Origin of the sequence: Paenibacillus sp. sptzw28, assembly GCF_019550795.1 — a bacterium.
GTDB lineage: Bacteria > Bacillota > Bacilli > Paenibacillales > Paenibacillaceae > Paenibacillus_Z.
In genome coordinates, this window is the sequence record NZ_CP080545.1 from 679,289 (window position 1) to 700,127 (window position 20,839).

Genomic DNA, 20,839 nt, shown 5'->3' on the forward strand with positions numbered 1-20,839 from the left:
GAAAGCAACAAAAGACGGTTTCCGATGTGACTGGCGACGAAAGTGGATCAAACCACGGTGGAGCATCGGATCATACGGCCGGTCGCCTGGGCAAAGAGCAGCGTGCGTAAGCGCGTCATGCTCTTTTTTCGTCTTTTACGGCGGAATCAGGTATAATAAGAACGACAAATTCCGCCAACAAGGCGGTCACACCCGGGAGGTTCATTCGTATGAAAATCGCCATCGGCGCCGATCACGGCGGCTACCGCTTGAAAGAAGAGCTCGTTGCGGTCATCCGTTCGCTCGGTCACGAAATCGAGGATTTCGGCTGCAGCTGCGAGCAGTCGGTAGATTACCCGGATTATGCGATTCCGGTTTGCGAAAGAGTTGCAGGGGGGCAGGCCGACCGCGGCATTCTTATTTGCGGGACGGGCATCGGCATGTCGATTGCCGCCAACAAGGTTCCCGGCATCCGCTGTGCGCTGGTCCACGATATGTTCTCGGCTAAAGCGACGCGCGAGCATAACGATACGAACGTTCTGGCCATGGGGGAACGGGTTGTCGGTCCGGGCGTTGCGCAGGAGATTGTGCGCATCTGGCTCGAGACGCCGTTCTCGCATGCTGAACGTCATGTCGGACGCGTCGGCAAAGTAATGCAGCTGGAAGCCAAATATGCCATTCATCCTTAATAAAGGAAGGCGATGAGCGTAATGCTGAGATTGGACGGTCTGGCAAGCGATGTCGAGAAGGTTGTCCGCGAGCTGGCTGCCGCAGCCGGACTTCAGGCGAAGCAGCTGCTTGTCGTCGGCGTGAGCACGAGCGAGGTTCTGGGAGAAAGAATCGGAACGTCCGGTACGCTTGAGTCGGCAGAAGCGATTTATGCCGGTATCGATGCCGTGAGGCGGGAAATCGGGTTTTACCCGGTCTTTCAATGCTGCGAACATCTCAACCGGGCGCTCGTCATGGAACGGGAGGCAGCCGAGCGGTATGGGCTTGAGCTTGTATCCGCCATTCCGATGCCCAGGGCGGGCGGTTCAATGGCCGCATACGCATACAGGCACCTTACTGACGCATGCTTGACCGAGACGGTTCAGGCGCATGCCGGCATCGATATCGGCGACACATTCATCGGCATGCATTTGCGGCGCGTAGCGGTTCCGGTGCGGCCGTCGATTCGTTCAATCGGCGCAGCACATCTGACCATGGCTTATACCAGACCCAAGCTCATCGGCGGCATCCGGGCCGTTTATACGCCGGAGGAGGCGGGTATTTACGCCGCTGACGGTACAGCGGGCATTAAGCCGGGCACTCCGGAGGCCCCGGGCGGCACATGCGAATAGAATTACGGCACTGCGGCAAAATGAAACATTTATAAACCTTCGCTCTCAATTGGTATGCATCGATTGCGGCGTTAAATCTAAGGAGGACAATAAAACGATGGAACATTTACGCAAGCAAGATCCCGAACTGGTAAAGGCGCTTGGACTTGAGCTGCAGCGTCAGCGCGACAACATCGAGCTTATCGCATCGGAGAACATTGTTTCCGAGGCTGTGCTTGAAGCAATGGGTACGGTGCTGACGAACAAATATGCCGAAGGATATCCGGGCAAGCGCTACTACGGCGGCTGCGAGCATGTCGATATCGCCGAGGATATCGCGCGCAACCGTGCGAAGGAATTGTTCGGCGCGGAGCATGCCAACGTGCAGCCGCACTCCGGCGCTCAGGCCAATATGGCCGTTTACCTGGCTGCACTGAAGCCGGGTGATACCGTACTCGGAATGAATCTGGCTCACGGCGGCCACTTGACGCACGGAAGTCCGGTTAACGCTTCGGGTATTCTGTACAACTTCGTTGCTTACGGCGTTAACGAGAACACCTTCACCATCGATTACGAAGAAGTGCGTAAAGCGGCCTTCAAGCATCGTCCACGCATGATCGTGGCAGGCGCATCCGCGTATCCCCGCACGATCGATTTCGAGAAGCTCGGACAAATCGCTAATGATATCGGCGCGCTGTTCATGGTCGATATGGCACATATCGCCGGCCTTGTTGCCGCCGGGCTCCATCCGAATCCGGTGCCGCATGCTCACTTCGTGACGACGACGACGCACAAAACGCTTCGCGGACCGCGCGGCGGCTTGATCCTCTGCCGTCAGCCATGGGCGCAAGCTATTGATAAAGCGGTGTTCCCAGGCTCCCAGGGCGGACCGCTCATGCACATCATCGCGGCCAAAGCGGTCGCTTTCGGCGAAGCGCTGGAACCATCGTTCAAGACCTATGCGCAGAACGTGATCGACAATGCCAAAGCGCTCTCCGATTCACTGACGGCGCAAGGAATCAATCTCGTTTCCGGCGGAACGGACAATCATTTGATGCTGATTGACCTGCGCAACCTGAACATAACCGGTAAAGATGCTGAGCATGTGCTCGATTCCGTCCAAATTACCGTGAACAAAAACGCGATCCCATTCGATCCGACAAGTCCGTTCATCACAAGCGGAATCCGGATCGGAACGCCTGCGGCGACATCGCGCGGTATGGGTGCGGATGCAATGAAGACCATTGGCGAAGTTATTGCAATGACGCTCAAGAACCCGAAAGACGAAGCGGTGCTGGCCAAAGCCCGCGGCATGGTCAGCGACCTGACCTCGCAGTACCCGCTTTATCCTGAACTGACCTACTAAACTTTGCAGCACAAAGGAAGACTGCCTCGCTGTCCGTCACGGACTTTAAGCGAAGCAGTCTTTTTTAAATGGAACAGATATCGTTTCGAGATCGAAGGGGCGGTCTGCTAGTCTCCCGGAAGGGAGGTCTCGCCATGGATGTATCCCAAGCTTTGACGCTGATGATTTCGTTTTGCAACATATTAATAGTCATGATACTTTCGTTCCATAAAAGGAAATGACCGCTGATATCCTGTAGACCCTTAATTTTACATTAAACGGCTGTAAGCCTACCGAGGGTCATGGTATGATGAAGCAAAACAAATATAGCGGGTGGCGAGAAGATGAGTGGAGCGGTGTTTGGTTTCTTAATTGGCATGGCAATAATCATCGGTTTTATGCTCATTATTATGCAAGCGGGCAGGCGGTCATTCGGCAGCAGCTCTACACGTTCGCGTACATCTTATCAAAAAATGCTGGCAAGAAAGCCGCCGGAAGCGCTTGGCGTACCTCTGGGACACCCTGCCCGGTCTGCGGCGGAGCGCGTTGAAGCGGCGCTGACCGCCGACTTCGAAGCGCGTATCAAGGACCGCGTCTTCAAGAATAAGCCGGGCTTACGCGAAGACCAGTGGCAGTGGACGTGGTTTGAGCTCAAGCGCTATTTCCTGATGTGCGCGGTATTGCGCGGCGTTCCGATGTACAGTGAGAAGGTTGATGATGTCTGGCATGAAATGCTCATGTTTACAAGGGAATATGAGGAGTTTTGCAGGCAGCTTTGCGGCGGGTTCATCCATCATGCGCCGCATGCGGCGGGCGTGAAGCCGGATTCGGGCGAGCGGGCATGGTTTGATTGGGTATATGGAGAGCTGTTTGCCCGGACACCGGACAGCGATCGGACGTGGGGGGCGTTTTACAGGACTCCGATGCCGGGCCTAAGAATGGAAGAGCTGGAGCGGATGGAACGCGAAGAGCTGCGCCGGCTGTATTTTAACGGGAAAGCGGCCGAAGCCTTCACTGATTTAAACGATACAATAGATTATTTGATTAACCGTGGTAAAATGCTTGCTTTGGGCGCCCGCAGCGGCAAACACGACGAAGCATTGGGTTCCGGTTATCGCTCGCAATGGAACGATCCTGCATTTATGACCGGAGCTCTATCCGGCGCGCTATTCTATTCATCGATGCTGCCGACCGATCAATTCCATAATCAAATGGATGATGCACAAACAAAAGAGAGGCACGAGTCGAACAGCAGCTGCGGCTCCTCCTTTGTATGCAGCAGCGATAATAATGGCAGTGGCAACGACGGGGGAGGGTCCTCCTGCGGCGGTAATACAGGCGATGGAGGAGGCGGTTCTTCATGCGGCGGAGGCGGAGGCGGAAGCTGCGGGGGAGGCGGGGAATAAGCATCAACTTCAATTCGTAGTTTAATCGGCCGGGATCCGGTATTCAGCTCGGCTGACTGAAACTTGATACGAGAATAAAAACTAATCATCCGGCAGTTCCGCCATATGGAGCTGCCGGTTCATTCATTATTGCAGGGTCATACAAGCTGCCTGGCGTCTGCGAAATAAGCGGAATATGCGGCATGTGCAGAATGCCGCATCCGATGCTATAATAGACAGGATTGTGATTCAATTGTAAAAAAAACGGGGAGTCCCGCCGGCCACAAAGCGTTCACAGGAGGGTGATACATATGGGCAAATTGACGATTTGCGACCATCCGCTAATTCAGCATAAGCTGACACATATTCGAGACAAAGAAACCAACACGAAGGATTTTCGCGAGCTGGTAGATGAAGTGGCAACGTTGATGGCCTATGAAATAACAAGGGATATTCCCCTTGAATTGGTGACGGTTTCAACCCCTGTCACCGAAGCAGTCGGAAAAGTGATTTCGGGACGGATGCTCGGCCTTATTCCCGTACTGCGTGCGGGGCTTGGGATGGTTGACGGTATGCTTAAGCTGATTCCGTCTGCCAAGGTCGGGCATATCGGCCTTTACCGGGATCCGGAAACGCTCGAACCGATTGAATATTATGTCAACCTCCCTTCCGACGCCACTGAGAGGATGCTGATCGTCATCGACCCGATGCTCGCAACCGGGGGTTCCGCCTGTGCGGCCATCGAGACGTTGAAGAAGCGCGGGTGCACCCAGATCAAGCTGATGTGCCTGATCGCCGCGCCTGAAGGCGTCGAGGCAATTAACAAGGAGCATCCCGATGTGGACATTTATCTGGCGGCGCTTGATGAGCGGCTTAATGACCATGGCTATATTGTACCGGGACTCGGCGACGCGGGCGACCGCATGTACGGAACCAAGTAGCGAATCGACCGGATTCGCCCCAATTTATAATAGGAGTGACATTCATTGGCTAAACTGAAGGTAATGACCATTTTCGGCACACGGCCGGAAGCCGTCAAGATGGCGCCGCTCGTACTGGAGCTGCAAAAGCATCCGGAAGAAATTGAATCCGTGGTTTGCGTTACGGCTCAGCATCGGCAGATGCTTGACCAGGTACTCGACTTCTTTAAAATTGAACCGGCTTACGACCTTAACGTCATGAAGGAGCGTCAAACGTTAACTGAGACTACGGTTCGCGTGCTTGAAGGGCTTGAGCCTATCCTCCGCGAATCAAAGCCCGATATCGTGCTCGTTCACGGCGACACGCAAACGACCTTCCTTGCCAGCTATGCGTCGTTCTTACAGCAGATACAGGTAGGGCATGTCGAAGCAGGCCTTCGCACCTGGAACAAGATGTCGCCTTACCCTGAGGAAATGAACCGGCAGCTTGCCGGCGTCCTCTCCGATGTGCATTTCGCCCCGACGGCTTGGTCGGCAAACAACCTGCGCAAGGAGAATAAACTTGATACATCTGTTTATATCACGGGTAATACAGCTACGGATGTGTTCCAATACACGGTGGATAAATCGTTCTCGCATCCGGTGATAGAGTGGGCGAAGGGAAAACGGATGATACTTATGACGGCGCACCGCCGCGAAGCGCTTGGCGAGCCTCACCGCAACATCTTCCGTGCCGTAAAGCGCATTGCCGACGAATTCGAGGATGTAGCGGTCGTCTATGCAGTTCACATGAATCCAGCCGTCCGCGAACCGGCTGACGAAATTCTGGGCGGACATCCGCGAATCAAGCTGATTGAACCGCTTGATGTGTTCGAATTTCATAATTTTTATCCGCATGCGCATATGATCATGACGGACTCCGGAGGGCTCCAGGAAGAGGCCCCCTCCTTCGGTGTTCCGACATTGGTGCTCCGCGATACGACAGAGCGGCCCGAAGGCATAGAAGCGGGGACGCTTGAGCTCGTTGGAACCGATGAAGCGGTAGTGTATGACCGGGCGCGGGCTCTGCTGACCGACACCGCCCTGTATGAACGGATGAGTCAAGCGGCGAATCCTTACGGCGACGGACAAGCATCGGTTCGAATCGTGCAGGCGATTCTGCATCATTTTGGCAGACGGGACGAGCGTCCCGAGGCGTTCACACAACGTTCATAGTTTAAGATGGCGGCCATATAAACCAAACACTACAGCATACAGTGCCACTGTACGGTTTGTAAGTCGCCAAAACCCTTGAATCACAAGGGTTTTGGGATTCGTGTTCACAAACTGTTTGATTTTATATCAATTGACAAACACGATGTCGCTTCGATAAAATGTATAAGGATTGGCAGAGGTAAAAGCCATGAATAAAAAAGGTATGGGAGACAACCCGTGGCGGGCCGCAGGGCTGGTAGGCGCAATGGGTCTCAACTTCGCAATTTGCATTTTCTTGGGCTATTTTGTCGGCAATTTAATCGGCGAATCGCAAGGCTGGATAATCGGCGGAGTGCTCGTTGGCTTGGCCGCAGGTATTCTGTCCTGCGTCTTGTTGGTTAAGGTCGTATTGGAGGACACCGATGAATGAGATCTTTAAGAAAGCAATGCGATCGGCTTTTTATATGATGTCACTCTGTGTGGTGGCATGGGTATTCTTTCCTTCCTTAAAGACGATTGCGGCCGGAATTGTGCTAGGCTGTGCTGCCAGTCTCTTCAATGGAATGTTACTGCTTCGGCGAGTTGAATTTATTGGTCAAGCGGTGGCTGGTACCGGGGTAAGAAAGATGGGCCTCGGATTGGCAGGAAGACTCTCTACCGTACTGTTAGTCGTCATGATTGCACACAAGTTTCCCGGGCATCTGGATGTAGCAGCTACATTATCTTCAGCTTTTTATGTACAGATAGCGGCTTTTCTGATTACGGCAGTAACCTATTCAAAGCGGTACCGCGGAAAGGGGTGAAAACAAAGTATGCATATATTTCCGATAGTAGATGTCGGAGGATTTCACATCGATATCTCCGCTTGGATCGCTATCATCGTTTCATGCTTGGTCGTCTTTATTTTGGCGAGAGCGGCAGTAAGTAATTTATCGGTACACAACCCCTCTAAGCTGCAAAATTTTATGGAATGGGTCGTAGAATTCGTTCACAACACAATCTCCAGTACGATGCCGCTAAGCAAAGCGAAGCATTACATTAACTTGGGATTAACCCTCATCATGTTCATTTTTGTATCAAATCTTTTGGGACTTCCATTCGGTGTGATAACAGAGCATCATGAGAAGTTTGAGATTGCAGGGAGTGTAATCGTTTCCGAACAGGAGTTGGTTAAGGACGGAGGCCATGCGCACATCGCTTGGTGGAAGTCACCGACTGCTGATCTGTCTGTTACGGCGGGACTTGCGTTAATCGTTTTTCTGATGATTCATACGCTTGGTCTAATGCTGAACAGAAAGCATTATCTCAAACATTATTTTGAACCGTTCTGGTTCTTCTTCCCGCTTAACGTGCTGAAGGAGTTATCGAAACCGCTCACGCTTGCGCTGCGTTTATACGCGAACATCTTTGCGGGCGAGGTACTGATTTCAACAATTTTGATGCTTCATGTAGTAGGCATTCCATTGCTTGTCGTCTGGCAGGGATTCAGTTTGTTTGTCGGCGCGATACAGGCGTTCTTGTTTACAATATTGACTATGGTGTATATCTCTCAAGCCACCGTGCATGAAGAGGACCACTAAATCAGGTATAAGCTCCCGGAGCTTCCGAATGTTCAAATGCCTTCGGCGGGAGTCAACATATACATGTACAACAAAAATAAACCTAAAATATAGGAGGATTTCAAAATGGAATTTTTGGCAGCAGCTTTGGCAATTGGTTTAGGTGCTTTAGGCGCAGGTATCGGTAACGGTCTTATCGTAAGTAAAACAGTAGAGGGTATCTCCCGTCAACCTGAGCTTCGCGGTACGCTTCAAACAACGATGTTTATCGGTGTCGGTATCGTCGAGGTTGTTCCGATTATCGGCGTTGTTATCGGTTTCCTTATCTATTTCGGAGCTGGAGCTTAATTTCCATATAACGGTTTGGCGGGGTTGGCCTAAAGCCATCCACGCCTTCGTTTTGATTGGCGCAACAATGAAGTAAGTCAGTTTGTGGAAAGGAGTGTCGACTATGGGTTTTGTATGGGAATCGACTGTATTTACAATTGTTGCATTCGCTTTGTTGTACTGGCTGCTTAGCAAATATGCATTCGGACCGCTGCTTGGTATTATGGAGCAGCGCAAACAGATGATTCAAGATCAAATAAAGTCGGCCGAAGACAGCCGTAAACAAGCCGCTGAGCACCTTGAAGAGCAGAAGCAGGCACTGCAGCAAGCTCGTAAAGAAGCATATGACATCATAGAGCAAGCGAAACTGACCAGCTCCAAGCAAGCGGATGATATTATGCAAACTGCTAAATCCGAAGCTAACCGTTTGAAAGACGAAGCGGTCAAAGATATCGAGAGCGAGAAGAATAAAGCGATTGCTGCACTGCGCAGCCAGGTTGGCGGCATGTCCGTCATGATCGCTTCCAAGATCATCGAGAAGCAAATCGATGAGAAATCGCAAGAGCAGCTCGTTGACCAATACTTGAAAGAGGTTGGAAGCAAATGAGCCGCGGCAGCGTTGTAGCGAAGCGCTACGCCAAGGCATTGTTCGAAATTGCGAAACAGAATAATGCAATTTCCGATGTCGAGCAGGAGCTGAGAATCGTCGTAGAGGCGCTTACGAAAGATGCGGGGATCATTAAGTTCTTAAGCTTTCCGAACATTGAGACATCGCAGAAAGTTGCTCTCATTAAAGGCGCATTATCCGATAAAGTGTCGGTTATGGTTCTGGGCACGTTGGAGCTTCTTATCTCGCGCGGCCGTCATGGCGTGATCGGCGACGTATACGAAGCTTACACAAAGGTAGCGGGAGAAGCGCTTGGTCAAGCACGTGCAACCGTGTATACCGCCAAATTATTGACAGCTGAAGAGCTGACAAAGGTTGAAGCGCAGTTCGGTGCTATCGCAGGAAAGAAAATCGTTGCGGAACAAATCGTGGAACCGGCTCTGCTCGGCGGTGTGCAGGTGCGCATTGGCGACCGTCTGTATGACGGAAGCCTGCAGGGTAAGCTTTCACGTCTGGAAAAATCATTGAAAACTCAAGCATTCTAGGGTAGGGGTGAGCGGAATTGAGTATCAGACCTGATGAAATCAGCACGCTGATTAAACAACAGATCGAACAATTTAAATCCGAGATTCAAGTCGTTGATGTCGGTACGGTCATCCAAGTCGGTGACGGTATTGCTCGCGTTCATGGGCTCGAAAATGCAATGGCGGGCGAACTGCTCGAATTTTCAAACGGCGTCATAGGCATGGCCCTCAACCTTGAGGAAAGCAATGTCGGTGTAGTTATTATGGGACCATACACGGATATTCGTGAAGGCGACCAAGTGAAAAGAACCGGCCGCATCATGGAAGTACCGGTCGGCGAAGAACTGCTTGGCCGCGTCGTTAACGCGATCGGGCAGCCGGTCGACGGCAACGGCCCGATCAACACGACAAAAGCACGTCCAATCGAATCTCCGGCGCCGGGCGTTATGGCCCGTAAATCGGTATTCGAGCCTATGCAAACGGGAATTAAAGCGATTGACGCCATGATACCGATCGGCCGCGGCCAGCGGGAACTTATCATCGGTGACCGTCAAACGGGTAAGACACAAATCGCTATCGATACGATCGTTAACCAGAAGGGCAACGGAGTAATTTGCATTTATGTTGCAATCGGTCAGAAGCAGTCGACCGTTCGCGGCGTTGTTGAATCGCTTCGCAAACAAGGTGCCCTTGATTATACCATCATCGTGACCGCGAGCGCGTCCGAGCCGTCCCCATTGCTGTACATTGCGCCATATACGGGCTGTTCAATGGGCGAGTACTTCATGTACAACGGCAAACACGTGCTTGTCATTTACGACGATCTCTCGAAACAGGCCGCGGCTTACCGCGAGCTGTCATTGCTGCTCCGTCGTCCTCCGGGCCGGGAAGCTTACCCGGGCGACGTATTCTACCTGCACTCCCGTCTGCTTGAGCGTGCAGCCAAGCTGAATGACGAGCTCGGCGGCGGATCGCTTACTGCACTGCCGTTCATCGAGACTCAGGCTGGAGATATTTCCGCATATATTCCGACCAACGTAATTTCCATTACGGACGGTCAGATTTTCCTTGAGTCCGATTTGTTCTACTCTGGTCAACGTCCGGCGGTTAACGTCGGTAACTCCGTTTCCCGTGTCGGCAGCTCGGCTCAAATCAAAGCTATGAAAAAGGTTGCGGGAACGCTGAAGCTTGATTTGGCCCAATACCGCGAGCTGGCGGCGTTCGCCCAATTCGGCTCTGACCTTGATAAAGTGACTCAATCCCGTTTGAACCGCGGTGAGAGAACGCTTGAGATTCTGAAGCAGGGCGTTAACCAGCCGCTGCCGGTAGAGCGCCAGGTCGTTTCTTTATACACCGTGACAAAAGGCCATGTTGACGATATTCCTGTACAGGATATCCGTCGTTTCGAAGCGGAATTCCTTGCTTACGTAGATGCGAACAAGCCGGAAGTTTTCACTTCCATCCGGGATACTAAAGATTTGACTTCCGACAACGAGAAAGTACTTGTTGAAGCAATCAACACATTCAAAAAAGGCTTTGCTGTATCGGCTTAAAATATCGTCCTGTGCGGAATAGCCGGGTTTGGTCCGAAGGGTCAATCCCGGCAATAAGGTGGTGACAACAATTGGCTAAGGGAATGCGCGAAATCAAACGCCAGATCAAAAGCAAGCAGAACATGAAGCAGATTACGAAAGCGATGGAAATGGTCGCGGCAGCAAAGCTCAGACGGTCGCAGGATGCCGCAGTAGCAGCGAGACCATATACCGATAAGATTAAAGAAGTGGTGGCGAGCATTGCGTCCGGTTCAGGCGGCGAGGTTAAACATCCGATGCTGAGAAGCCGCGAAATCAAGCGGACGGCATATCTGGTCATTACTTCAGACCGGGGACTTGCCGGCGGATATAATGTTAACGTGCTTCGTAAAGTAGCGACTGCGCTGCAGGAGAATCATAAGTCAGCCAGTGAATACGATATATTCGTCATCGGACGAAAAGGCCGTGATTATTTCAAACGACGCAATATTTCCATTTCGGAAGAAACGACCGGGCTATCGGACTCTCCGAAATTTGGCGACATTAAATCAATTGCGGCATCAGCGGTGAAGGGCTTCGAAACCGGCGCTTACGATGAGCTTTACATTGTGTATAACCAGTTTCTCAATGCCATCACCCAGATTCCCGTCATGAAACGTCTGCTCCCGCTCGATCAGGAACAATTAACCGGAGGAAAAGCTAATTACGAGTATGAGCCTTCACCGGAAAAGGTCTTGGATGTTTTACTCCCGAAATATGCGGAAACGGTTATTTACAGCGCCATTCTGGAGGGTAAAGCAAGCGAGTTCGGAGCACGGATGACAGCTATGGGGAACGCGACGAAGAACGCGACGAAGATGATCGCGAACTTGACGCTTACCTACAACCGCGCGCGGCAAGCTGCCATCACACAGGAAATTGCGGAAATTGTCGGCGGAGCGAACGCTCAGCAGTAATAATGAGTTTTGTTGTGATGCCTAGTATGTAAGTAGCGCTTCACAAAACTAAGCTTATACTTTCGAAGTGAGTTTTGTTGTGATGCCTAGTGTGTAAGTAGTGCTTCACAAAACTAAGCTTATGCTTTCGAAGTGAGTTTTGTTGTGATGCCTAGTATGTAAGTAGCGCTTCACAAAACTAAGCTTATGCTTTCGAAGTGAGTTTTGTTGTGATGCCTAGTATGTAAGTAGCGCTTCACAAAACTTTAAGGAGGGACATAAATGAGCAAGGGGCATGTTGTCCAGGTAACAGGACCGGTTGTCGATATTGCTTTTGAGAATGGTCAATTGCCTGACATCCTTAATGCGATAAAGATTGAAAAGAAAGCTCAAGATGCGAATGGACGCGACATTAATTTGACCGTCGAAGTTGCCACTCACCTTGGCGACAACATGGTGCGCTGCGTTGCCATGTCTTCAACGGACGGTCTCGTCAGAGGGACGGAAGCCGTTGACCTCGGCGTTCCGATCTCCGTACCGGTAGGTCCGGCTACACTTGGCCGTGTGTTTAACGTACTCGGCGAACCGATCGATAATAACGGCGATGTGGATCGTTCGATTGCACATCCGATTCACCGTGCGGCTCCACTGTTTGAAGACCTGTCGACACAGCAGGAAATTTTGGAGACGGGAATCAAGGTTATCGACCTGATGGCGCCATACGCCAAAGGCGGTAAAATCGGTCTCTTCGGAGGCGCCGGCGTTGGTAAAACCGTTACCATGCAGGAATTGATTCACAACATTGCGCAGGAACACGGCGGTATTTCGGTTTTCGCCGGCGTTGGCGAACGTACCCGTGAAGGGAACGACCTGTACCACGAGATGAGCGATTCCGGCGTTATTGCCAAAACAGCGATGGTATTCGGCCAAATGAACGAACCGCCTGGCGCGCGTCTTCGCGTTGCGTTGACGGGTCTGACGATGGCTGAATATTTCCGTGACGAAGAAGGCCGGGACGTGCTTCTGTTCGTCGATAATATTTTCCGCTTCACGCAAGCGGGCTCCGAGGTGTCCGCATTGCTCGGCCGTATGCCTTCAGCGGTTGGTTACCAACCTACACTGGCAACTGAAATGGGCCAACTGCAGGAGCGGATTACATCGACCAAAAAGGGTTCCGTAACATCTATTCAGGCGATTTACGTTCCTGCCGATGACTATACCGACCCGGCTCCGGCAACTGCTTTCGCCCACTTGGATGCAACGACTAACCTGGAACGTAACATCGCAGCGATGGGTATATTCCCGGCGGTTGATCCGCTCGCTTCTTCCTCCCGGATTCTCGCGCCTGAAATTCTGGGCGAAGAGCACTACCAGGTTGCGCAAGGCGTTAAAAAGCTGCTTCAACGTTACAAAGAGCTTCTGGATATTATCGCGATCCTCGGTATGGACGAGTTGTCCGAGGAAGATAAATTGATCGTTCTGCGCGCGCGCCGGATCCAGCTTTTCCTGTCGCAGCCGCTGCACGTCGCCGAAGCGTTCAACGGTATCCCGGGCGTTTATGTACCGGTTAAAGACACCGTACGCAGCTTCAAAGAGATTCTTGAAGGTAAGCACGACGATCTTCCAGAACCGGCTTTCCACAACGTCGGATCGATTGAAGAAGCTGTCGAGAAGGCGAAGAAGCTCGCACAAGGGCTCTAAATCGCCGCTTATGGAGGTATCCGGATGAGCACCTTTTTATTAGAAATCGTCACGCCTGAGCGCAAAGTGTACGCTGAGGAAGTCAATATGGTGATCGTCAAGGGGCAGGAAGGCGAATTGGGAATATTACCGAATCACATTCCGCTTGTTACGCCGCTAAAGATTGCTCCGGTTATCATAAAGAAAGACCGCTCCGAGGAAGCTGTCGCCGTGCATGGCGGCTTTATCGAAGTCCGCAAGGACAAAGTCGTAATCTTGGCCGAAAGCGCCGAATTGCCGGGTGACATTGATCCCGATCGGGCACTATCGGCAAAGCAGCGGGCTGAGCAGCGTATGAGCGGAAAACGCGATGAGTATGATTTCCGCCGTGCTGAACTTGCTTTGCAGCGCGCAATGAATCGCTTGGAAGTTAAAGAACGATTCAACGGATAGACTGAATGTCAAGTAATAACGCCGCCATACGATTTCGTATGGCGGCGTTATTTGATTAGGCTTAGATTTGATCTAATTATATGTCGACACGGGGTCTCTTACTGCATACCAGGTTGATTCATTTGTGTCATTGGCGCAGTTCCATATGAATTCATAAAGGTGTTTGTCGTCGTATCTTTAAGTGTCGGTACCTGATAATATCCTTTATGGTTAGCGTATTGGAATCCTTCGTAAGCCATATCGGCAGAAGAGTTAGCTGCTGCTTGCATCATACCGCGAAGGGTTGGATTAGCCATTTCAAGTGCGGCCTTCATCTTTAAAGAAGCCGTCTGCTTATGGCAGTTCACTACACAAATGGTGACATCAACATCGTCGATTTCTTCACTGCTCATTGCCGGTGCTTGAGTTTGCGGATTACGCAATCCGTACTCAGGTTGGAACGACCTGTTCATAGTAACACCCACATTCGTTCGCCGAGCGGGTATAGCCTGAGCAGCGCCCTGTTGATTGGCAATCTGGACCATGTTGTTATATTCCATCGTCAATGCATTGATGTGCCTGTCCATCATCGCCTGTAATTGTTGGTCTCTGGCATAAGGACGATAAAGCTTCATTGTGTTCAATCCATGAATTGCATCGCTTAAAACTTCGTGCAGCTCTAATACCTCATGTGCTCCAAGTGTATTCATGTCCTTTTACAGTCCTCCGATTAAGTTAGTTTTGCATCAACACCTTTCCATTGTCTTCTAAAAAAGAACAAATTATTCATTTATTCGAGAAAAAAACGCAGGGAATGGGGCAGTCCTGTTCATAACGGTGAAAAATTTGACGCGCTCCCCCATGCGGTCTATACTGTACTGAGTGATAATGGTTCTCAATATTGTATGGCATCAGGTGAAGGGACGGTTAATCTTTTATGAAGAAGGCGTCAGCTTTTGAAATTGTCGCGGCGCGCTGCTGGAATTTATTAAACGAGGGACGGCCGTTTACGCCGATCTTTGTTGTGGGTGCGTATGCGCTTTATCATATGCGGGAATGGTCCGACCCATTGTTTTGGGCATCGATTGGAATTGGTCTTCTTGCAGCGCTTCCGGTTTTCGCGCTTTATTTTATTTTTGATTTTCCGCTTTTTTTAAGAAATTATTTGTGGCTGCCGGTGGTTGCAGCGCTTGTGGTGTGGCGGGAAGCTCCGCTTGATCTTGGCCTGTACGGGTCGGCGCTGGCGTTATTCTTATTCTTCACGATCTACTTCTGGGGGACGTTCTATTATCACCTCCGTATAGGGACATCATGGTGGAACTTCAAACGGTTCTGGAAACTGGTGCTGAAGAACAGCGACTCGACGAGCGGCAATGCTCAGGAACAGATGCCCAAGTTTCTTCTCCTGCTGTTTATCGTGGATGTGGCGGGGAGACGGTGGCTGTCCGGGGGTGCCGGGCCGGAGGGGAGTTTCTCCTGGGGAACGTATACGTTTTTTGTAATTGGACTGGCTCTATACGCTTGGATCCTGCATCGGAATTTGTTTGACTGGAAGCCTAAAGAAATTCAGACATATACCAACAATGCTGATGTACCGGAGCAGGCGCTGAGCGAAAAGGTATTCGTGCTTGTGATCGACGGAATGCGGAAGGACCGGTTCGAGGAGGCGGATGCGCCGTTCCTGAAGAAGTGGCGGGCTGGGGGAACGGAATACACCCAGATGGAGACGGTATATCCTGCGAGAACCGTCGTATGCTTCTCTTCGATGTTTACCGGCACTTACCCGCGCGAGCATGGAATTACATCGAATATGGTATGGAAGCTCGGAATTAAGGTGGAATCGATTTTCGATAGCCTGAGGAAGATAGGGAAGCGGGGCAGGCTTCTAGGTATAGCGCATTTGATAGATTCCATGGGCGACGATGTAGAGAGTGTAACGGCAGTCATGCATAACGACAAAGCGGACCGTAACATCATGGAGCGGGCGAAGCTTATTATGACGGAGCAGAACCCCGATTTGCTGGTCGTGCAGTTCATAGCAACAGATCAGACCGGGCACAGCATGGGAGCACTGTATGACGAATACCGGTTGAAAATTGAAGAAGCGGACCGGCTGATCGCAGAGTTTGCCGCTTGGCTGGAAAGTCGCGGTTATGCGGACAATGCAACGTTTATTGTATGCGCCGACCATGGACAAGCCGACGGAATTGGCGGCCATGGGCATCTGGACGAAGGCGAACGGTATGTGCCGTTCTTTATGTATGGGCCGGCAATAAGGGCTGGTGTAAAAGTGGAAGAGAAGCATTCGCTAGTGTCTGTCGCGCCGACTTTGAGCTACTTGTTAGGTGCGCCTTATCCAGGCAGCAGCCGGGGACCGGTGCTCGTTGACGCATTCGGGACGGCAGGCAAGCAAACGAGAAAGACCAAAATCGGCTAAACGGATTGTCCGGGCAGCCAGAACTTCGACAAGAAAGAAGATGGACAGCGTGGAACAGCGGAAATTGGTCGTTTTTTTGCCTGCTTATAACGAAGAGTTGAATATAGCCAAGGTGATCGCGCGCATTCCTCGCGCGGTAAGGACAGGCTGGCAGGTTGAAGTCGTCGTTATCGACGACGGGTCTACGGACGCGACGGTAGAAATCGCCCGTGCAGCGGGGGCCGACCATATCGTGCAGTTCGGGAATAACCGGGGTCTCGGAGCGGCAGTGCGCGAAGGGTTGGCGGCTTGCGTACGTCTTGGCGCGGACATCGGACTTATGATAGACGCGGATAATGAATATCCGGCGGAGCAAATACCTGAGGTTATCGCGCCGATCTGGGAGGGACGGGCCGACTACACGATGGGCTCCCGCTTTAAAGGCGAAATAAGGGGTATGAAGCTTCATCGGCGGATCGGGAATATCTGCTTCACTCTTCTCCAGGCGGTGCTTCTGCGGCGAATCATTTGGGACGGTCAGTCGGGGATGCGGGGATTCTCCCGCGAAGCGATGGAACGCGCCGATATCATTCACGACTACAATTATGCGCAGGTGCTTACGCTTAACCTGATCAGGCAGGGATTCCGAATGGAGGAAGTGCCCATTCGCTATCGGGTACGTGTGCATGGACAATCTTTTATCAAATTCCGCAAGTATCTCGGGGCTGTACTTCCGGCTATATGGAAAGAAATGCGCCGTCCTGCTTCAACCGGCGATCTTCAGTCGGAGCGAGGCAAACGGGTTGTTGTCAAGGGCGGCACGAACGTGGCGGAGTAAGGATGCGCTGTTAGCGGAACATGTGACTGGCCGGCATACGTCCGGCGGCAATGCGGGGAGAGTGGCGAGCGGTGTGTGCCGGGGAGAGGAATTTCAGGTTAAAAACAACAGCGGCCCCGGCTGCGGTGTGTATCTTCGTGCTGCTCTGGACCGCGTACAGTTTGATGCATTTGAGCCCGTACGCGGCGACGTGGGACGAGGTTGATTTTGTGCTGGCGCTTGACCGGTTTGATTTACTGGCCATGCAGCCTCATTTTCCGGGGTATCCTTATTTTGTATTGGCTGCGATGGCTGTGCACCAATTTGTACCCGATCCGGTATACGCGTTCGGGGTAGTAAACGTACTCCTCACAGCATCATCCGCAGCGCCTGTTTGGCTGATTGCACGAAGAATTATGCCCCCGGTATGGTCGGTCGTTGTCGTGCTGACCGTTATGACTTCACCCTATTTATGGCTTCAAGCGCTGCGGCCGATGTCGGAAGCGGCAGGCATCGCCCTGCTGTGGTGGTTCCTGTGGAGCTGGTGGCGCGCCATGGAGTGCGGCTCTTGGGGACGAACCGCCTTAGCGTTATGTATGTTCGGTCTGTTGATGGGCGTACGTTTGTCGTTCGCGGCGTGGGGGTTAGCGATTGTTTGGCTGCTCTTTGTCCGGTGCGCCGCCTGGCGCCGCGAAGGCAAACGTATGCTGCCGCGAATAATCGGGTTCGGCGCAGCTGCTGCGGCGTTTCAGCTTCTCTGGCTTGCCAGGCTCGCGCTGAGCGAGGGCGGAGTCATCGGGTTTGCGAAGCTTGCTGTCGCATTTACGGAAGGGCACTTCAGCGATTGGGGCGGCGGGGTAAGCGCGGCCGACCATATGTCGTTCGCCGAGCGGGTATTCCGCTTCACCGGAGACAATCTGCTGTGGAGCGGCATGTTTGCCCGGTCCATGCCGCTGCTTGCAGCTGCGGCGGCTCTGCTGCTTGCCGCGGTGCTTCGCGCAGGGAGCAGTGCGTCCCTGAGCAGCAGCAAGAGCAACCCCTTGCCCCTACGGGGCCGAGCGTCTGCATGGCTCCGCCGACCGGCGCTGCCCGGAGCACTCGCCGTGCTGGCAGGCGCCTATGGCGTTTGGGCGCTGCTTGCCCAAAACATCGATAAGCCGCGCCACATTACACCGTTGATCGGTGTCATCTGGCTGCTGCTGCTTACCGTGTTCCGCGCGATCCCTCAGCCTGATTCGGCTCCGGGGTCGCCTCCTGGATCAGCATCCTCCCGGGCTGTTGTCCGCGGAGTAAGGGTTCGCCGGGCGCTGCAGGCGGCGGGCTTGGTGCTCGCTGCCTGCGTCATTGCCTTCCAAAGCGCGCAGGGCGGCGCACTTGCGATACGCCAGGCGGACGAGCCGCCGGCCGTCTATCAGCTTGCTGCTATGCTGAGCAAGGAATATGGCGCCGATGATACTAACCGGGCGGTCGTGTATACATGGGAGGAAACGCGAGTGCTCGAATATTTGCATACGCCGGTAGCAAACCGCCAGATCCTGACTTATTCCTACTTTATTGCCGATGTGAAGGCGAATCCCGCTGCGACCATTTTGCTCACGGATCATGTTCTGAACGGCTTCGAAGCTCAAGTGGGCTCGTTGCGAAGCAAGGTCAAGGCAGTTGCCTCTTTCAGGAGCGAGGCCTTATTCGACCCGGTCTATCACGATATAACATTATACGAATGGATACGTTAACAAGGGAGTCCTACGCTCGCCGCAAGGCGCGAGCTCCTATTTGCCTGTCCGGCAGAAGTACGGCAAACGTCAACGGATTGTTGAAAACTACTCTCAAATAGATATTGACACTCTCATTGAAAATGATTATCATTGTCTACGTGATCAGGATAACAAGACATACTACTACAGAAGGTGAAACGATGCGTTCAATTTTGAAAACCGCGATGCTGGCCGTTGCGTTTTTCCTGGCACTCGCCCCTACAGGCGTCTGGGCTTATTCTTACGGGGATGCTAACAAGGAAGACGTTGCTGAAACCTTCAAGCTGATTGTTTCTTCGCTTAACCAATCCCCTGCCGACTGGAATGCCGCAGCTGAAGCGCATAAAGCCCGGCGTGCGGAAATCGCATCCCACTTCGGTGCAGCGGTTGCCGCTACACTGGATAAGAACATAGAATCCCGTAAAGCGGATATTGTGATCGCCAATTACAAGGCACTGCTTGTCATGAACCTTGACAGGCGCTTTAACAATGCGATCGAATCCATAAAAGACTACACGCAGGCTAAGCTTCTGCTCGCCAAAGCGAAAGCGACATTCGAGACGCTCGAGCCATATGCGGAAGCCAAGCTGACCAAAGAGCAAATCGCCGGCATTAATAACGATTTTAATAAGGCGCTTGACGACATCGGCAATCCCGGGTTGTTCGGAGTAGGCAAGAAAGAGGCCGATCCCGAAGGGCTTAAAACTGCTGTTAACAGAATTTATGATGAGGTTAAGCCATTGTTCCCTTACCAGGACGGTAAGGCTAATACAGATAGCAGCAATACCGCAGCGCCGGGCGATACCACCGCGAACAACGGCGGCGAGATTGACGGTACGCAAAAACACGCTCCGATGGAGCGAGCTGAAAAAACCAACACCTCCGTTACAATCGGCGTCATCGGAGGAGTTATCGTCATAGGCGCCGGCGCCGTCTGGTGGGCCCGCCGAAGAGGCTTTTTCTGAGAATAACCCGCGAACCACAGCTGTCCAATGCTCAAGCCTCATTTTTTAAGGAGTGGATTACACCATGAATTTGCAAGCTTTTCTCATCACATTTCGCGAAGGTTTCGAAGCGATCCTGATCGTCGGAATCATTGTGTCGTATCTAAAACGGATCGGTCAATCAAGATGGAGCAAGTGGGTCTGGCTCGGCGTAACATTGGCTGTTATTGCCAGCTTTGGCGTTGCTTTCGTGTTTCAAACCGTGCTGGACGGCTATGCGACGATGGGCAGCAAAGATTATTTGCGTATCGGCATCCTCTTAGTGTCCTCCGCTTTGCTCACGCATATGATTCTATTCATGAGCAAGCAAAACCGCGAAATGCGAAATAAGCTGCAAAATAAAGTGGAGCTCATTCTGACAACCGGCGGAGCGATTAATATGGTCGTTCATTCTTTTCTGGTCACGCTTCGCGAAGGCGTCGAAACGGTATTTTTCTTTGCCGCTATCTCGCAAGGCGACATTTCGCAAGCGCTGCAAAGCTGGGGCGCACTGCTTGGTCTTCTATGTGCAGCGGTTTTGGGGCTTGTCGTATTCAAAGGGAGCAAGAAAGTTCAGATCGGTACCTTCTTCAAAGCGACGAGCGTTTTTCTCATCCTTATTGCCGCGGGACTTTTCGTACAGGCAATCGGTGTTATGCAGGATCTGAAGCTGATTGGGACCGTCTATCACACTCCCGGCGGCGACGTCGGTGAAGTATACGATATCACATGGCTCATGCCCGAGCATCCGATAGACGAGGCCAATTACATTCGGGACACAGGACATCATCCGCTCATTAACGGACAGGTGGGCATTTTCTTCAAAGCCTTCCTCGGGTATTCCGAGGCGCCTTCCGTAGAGGAGTTTGCCGGGTACTGGCTGTATTTCGTGTTCGTGTTCATTCTGCTTGCTAGGCAGAAGAAAGTCGCTTCGATGGAGGACAAATCGTCACCGGCTCTTGCAAGTTCCGCTGAGAATGGCGCTCCGGCACAAAATACCACAACAGCGCTCCATCAGGAGCCTTCCGTCAGAATTCCCGAGAGCGAACCCGCTCTTGCTTCGGGGAGCAAAGTTTAAATTAATGAGGTTTCCGGGTCGCTATCCAAGCGGTCCGGGAACCTTTTTTTTCA

Annotated in this window: 23 protein-coding genes and 1 riboswitch; of the genes, 22 read left to right on the forward strand and 1 reads right to left on the reverse strand. The window is 52.2% G+C overall.

The genetic code is table 11. The annotated features are described in order from the left end of the window. Window positions 1–16: 16 nt before the first annotated feature. Window positions 17–99, forward strand: a riboswitch (ZMP/ZTP riboswitch). A 110-nt stretch (window positions 100–209) separates the two neighbouring features. From rpiB to KZ483_RS03250, 16 genes are all read left to right on the forward strand, one after another. Beyond that, window positions 210–668, forward strand: coding sequence for a ribose 5-phosphate isomerase B (gene rpiB / locus KZ483_RS03175; RefSeq protein ID WP_220351331.1), 459 nt, complete (start codon window positions 210–212; stop codon window positions 666–668). A gap of 12 nt (window positions 669–680) precedes the next feature. Next, the gene (locus KZ483_RS03180; RefSeq protein WP_220351332.1) at window positions 681–1,319 is read left to right on the forward strand and encodes a TIGR01440 family protein; all 639 of its coding nucleotides are present in this window, start codon (window positions 681–683) and stop codon (window positions 1,317–1,319) included. Window positions 1,320–1,416: 97 nt separating this feature from the next. Beyond that, window positions 1,417–2,664, forward strand: a complete 1,248-nt coding sequence (glyA, locus tag KZ483_RS03185; protein WP_220351333.1) for a serine hydroxymethyltransferase — start codon at window positions 1,417–1,419, stop codon at window positions 2,662–2,664. Between the two features lie 356 nt (window positions 2,665–3,020). Continuing rightward, window positions 3,021–4,049 (forward strand): glycine-rich domain-containing protein, encoded by a 1,029-nt coding sequence (locus tag KZ483_RS03190; RefSeq protein WP_220351334.1) that lies wholly within the window; start codon window positions 3,021–3,023, stop codon window positions 4,047–4,049. A gap of 290 nt (window positions 4,050–4,339) precedes the next feature. After that, entirely contained in the window at window positions 4,340–4,969 is a 630-nt protein-coding gene (gene upp, locus KZ483_RS03195; protein WP_220351335.1) for a uracil phosphoribosyltransferase, read from the forward strand. Window positions 4,970–5,014: 45 nt separating this feature from the next. Beyond that, complete coding sequence (gene wecB / locus KZ483_RS03200; RefSeq protein WP_309568636.1) at window positions 5,015–6,163, forward strand: non-hydrolyzing UDP-N-acetylglucosamine 2-epimerase; 1,149 nt, start codon at window positions 5,015–5,017, stop codon at window positions 6,161–6,163. A 187-nt stretch (window positions 6,164–6,350) separates the two neighbouring features. Beyond that, window positions 6,351–6,572, forward strand: a complete 222-nt coding sequence (locus KZ483_RS03205; RefSeq protein ID WP_220351336.1) for an AtpZ/AtpI family protein — start codon at window positions 6,351–6,353, stop codon at window positions 6,570–6,572. Beyond that, window positions 6,565–6,945 carry an ATP synthase subunit I gene (locus tag KZ483_RS03210; protein ID WP_220351337.1) on the forward strand — a complete coding sequence of 127 codons (381 nt, stop codon included), beginning with the start codon at window positions 6,565–6,567 and terminating at the stop codon, window positions 6,943–6,945. Before KZ483_RS03205 ends, KZ483_RS03210 begins: the two co-directional genes overlap by 8 nt. Before the next feature lie 9 nt (window positions 6,946–6,954). Then, window positions 6,955–7,722, forward strand: a complete 768-nt coding sequence (gene atpB, locus KZ483_RS03215) for a F0F1 ATP synthase subunit A (RefSeq protein WP_220351338.1) — start codon at window positions 6,955–6,957, stop codon at window positions 7,720–7,722. A 105-nt stretch (window positions 7,723–7,827) separates the two neighbouring features. Next, window positions 7,828–8,049: a F0F1 ATP synthase subunit C gene (atpE, locus tag KZ483_RS03220; protein WP_220351339.1), complete on the forward strand. Its 222-nt coding sequence runs from the start codon at window positions 7,828–7,830 to the stop codon at window positions 8,047–8,049. Between the two features lie 103 nt (window positions 8,050–8,152). Continuing rightward, on the forward strand, window positions 8,153–8,635 hold the full coding sequence (gene atpF / locus KZ483_RS03225; RefSeq protein WP_220351340.1) for a F0F1 ATP synthase subunit B: 483 nt from the start codon (window positions 8,153–8,155) through the stop codon (window positions 8,633–8,635). After that, complete coding sequence (locus KZ483_RS03230) at window positions 8,632–9,180, forward strand: F0F1 ATP synthase subunit delta (RefSeq protein WP_220351341.1); 549 nt, start codon at window positions 8,632–8,634, stop codon at window positions 9,178–9,180. Before atpF ends, KZ483_RS03230 begins: the two co-directional genes overlap by 4 nt. Before the next feature lie 17 nt (window positions 9,181–9,197). Continuing rightward, entirely contained in the window at window positions 9,198–10,712 is a 1,515-nt protein-coding gene (gene atpA, locus KZ483_RS03235) for a F0F1 ATP synthase subunit alpha (RefSeq protein ID WP_220351342.1), read from the forward strand. Between the two features lie 71 nt (window positions 10,713–10,783). After that, on the forward strand, window positions 10,784–11,647 hold the full coding sequence (gene atpG / locus KZ483_RS03240; protein WP_309568637.1) for an ATP synthase F1 subunit gamma: 864 nt from the start codon (window positions 10,784–10,786) through the stop codon (window positions 11,645–11,647). Between the two features lie 261 nt (window positions 11,648–11,908). Further along, window positions 11,909–13,327: a F0F1 ATP synthase subunit beta gene (gene atpD, locus KZ483_RS03245; protein ID WP_220351343.1), complete on the forward strand. Its 1,419-nt coding sequence runs from the start codon at window positions 11,909–11,911 to the stop codon at window positions 13,325–13,327. Between the two features lie 24 nt (window positions 13,328–13,351). Next, entirely contained in the window at window positions 13,352–13,759 is a 408-nt protein-coding gene (locus tag KZ483_RS03250) for a F0F1 ATP synthase subunit epsilon (protein ID WP_220351344.1), read from the forward strand. A gap of 98 nt (window positions 13,760–13,857) precedes the next feature. Here the strand turns inward: KZ483_RS03250 and KZ483_RS03255 are convergent, their stop codons facing one another. Continuing rightward, a complete protein-coding gene (locus tag KZ483_RS03255; RefSeq protein ID WP_220351345.1) occupies window positions 13,858–14,448 on the reverse strand; it encodes a spore coat protein in 591 nt (196 codons plus the stop codon). A gap of 227 nt (window positions 14,449–14,675) precedes the next feature. Here KZ483_RS03255 and KZ483_RS03260 point away from each other — a divergent pair, with 227 nt between their 5' ends. The 6 genes from KZ483_RS03260 (at window position 14,676) to KZ483_RS03285 (ending at window position 20,786) form a co-directional block, all read left to right on the forward strand. Next, window positions 14,676–16,175, forward strand: coding sequence for an alkaline phosphatase family protein (locus tag KZ483_RS03260; protein ID WP_220351346.1), 1,500 nt, complete (start codon window positions 14,676–14,678; stop codon window positions 16,173–16,175). A 49-nt stretch (window positions 16,176–16,224) separates the two neighbouring features. Next, window positions 16,225–16,992, forward strand: coding sequence for a glycosyltransferase family 2 protein (locus tag KZ483_RS03265; protein ID WP_220351347.1), 768 nt, complete (start codon window positions 16,225–16,227; stop codon window positions 16,990–16,992). 22 nt (window positions 16,993–17,014) lie between these two features. Continuing rightward, entirely contained in the window at window positions 17,015–17,197 is a 183-nt protein-coding gene (locus KZ483_RS03270; protein WP_220351348.1) for a hypothetical protein, read from the forward strand. Next, window positions 17,154–18,704, forward strand: a complete 1,551-nt coding sequence (locus KZ483_RS03275; protein WP_220351349.1) for a nucleoporin-interacting protein — start codon at window positions 17,154–17,156, stop codon at window positions 18,702–18,704. The genes KZ483_RS03270 and KZ483_RS03275 overlap by 44 nt, the downstream gene beginning before the upstream one ends. A gap of 182 nt (window positions 18,705–18,886) precedes the next feature. Further along, window positions 18,887–19,690, forward strand: coding sequence for a hypothetical protein (locus tag KZ483_RS03280; RefSeq protein ID WP_220351350.1), 804 nt, complete (start codon window positions 18,887–18,889; stop codon window positions 19,688–19,690). Window positions 19,691–19,754: 64 nt separating this feature from the next. Next, window positions 19,755–20,786, forward strand: a complete 1,032-nt coding sequence (locus tag KZ483_RS03285; RefSeq protein WP_220351351.1) for an FTR1 family iron permease — start codon at window positions 19,755–19,757, stop codon at window positions 20,784–20,786. Window positions 20,787–20,839 lie beyond the last annotated feature (53 nt).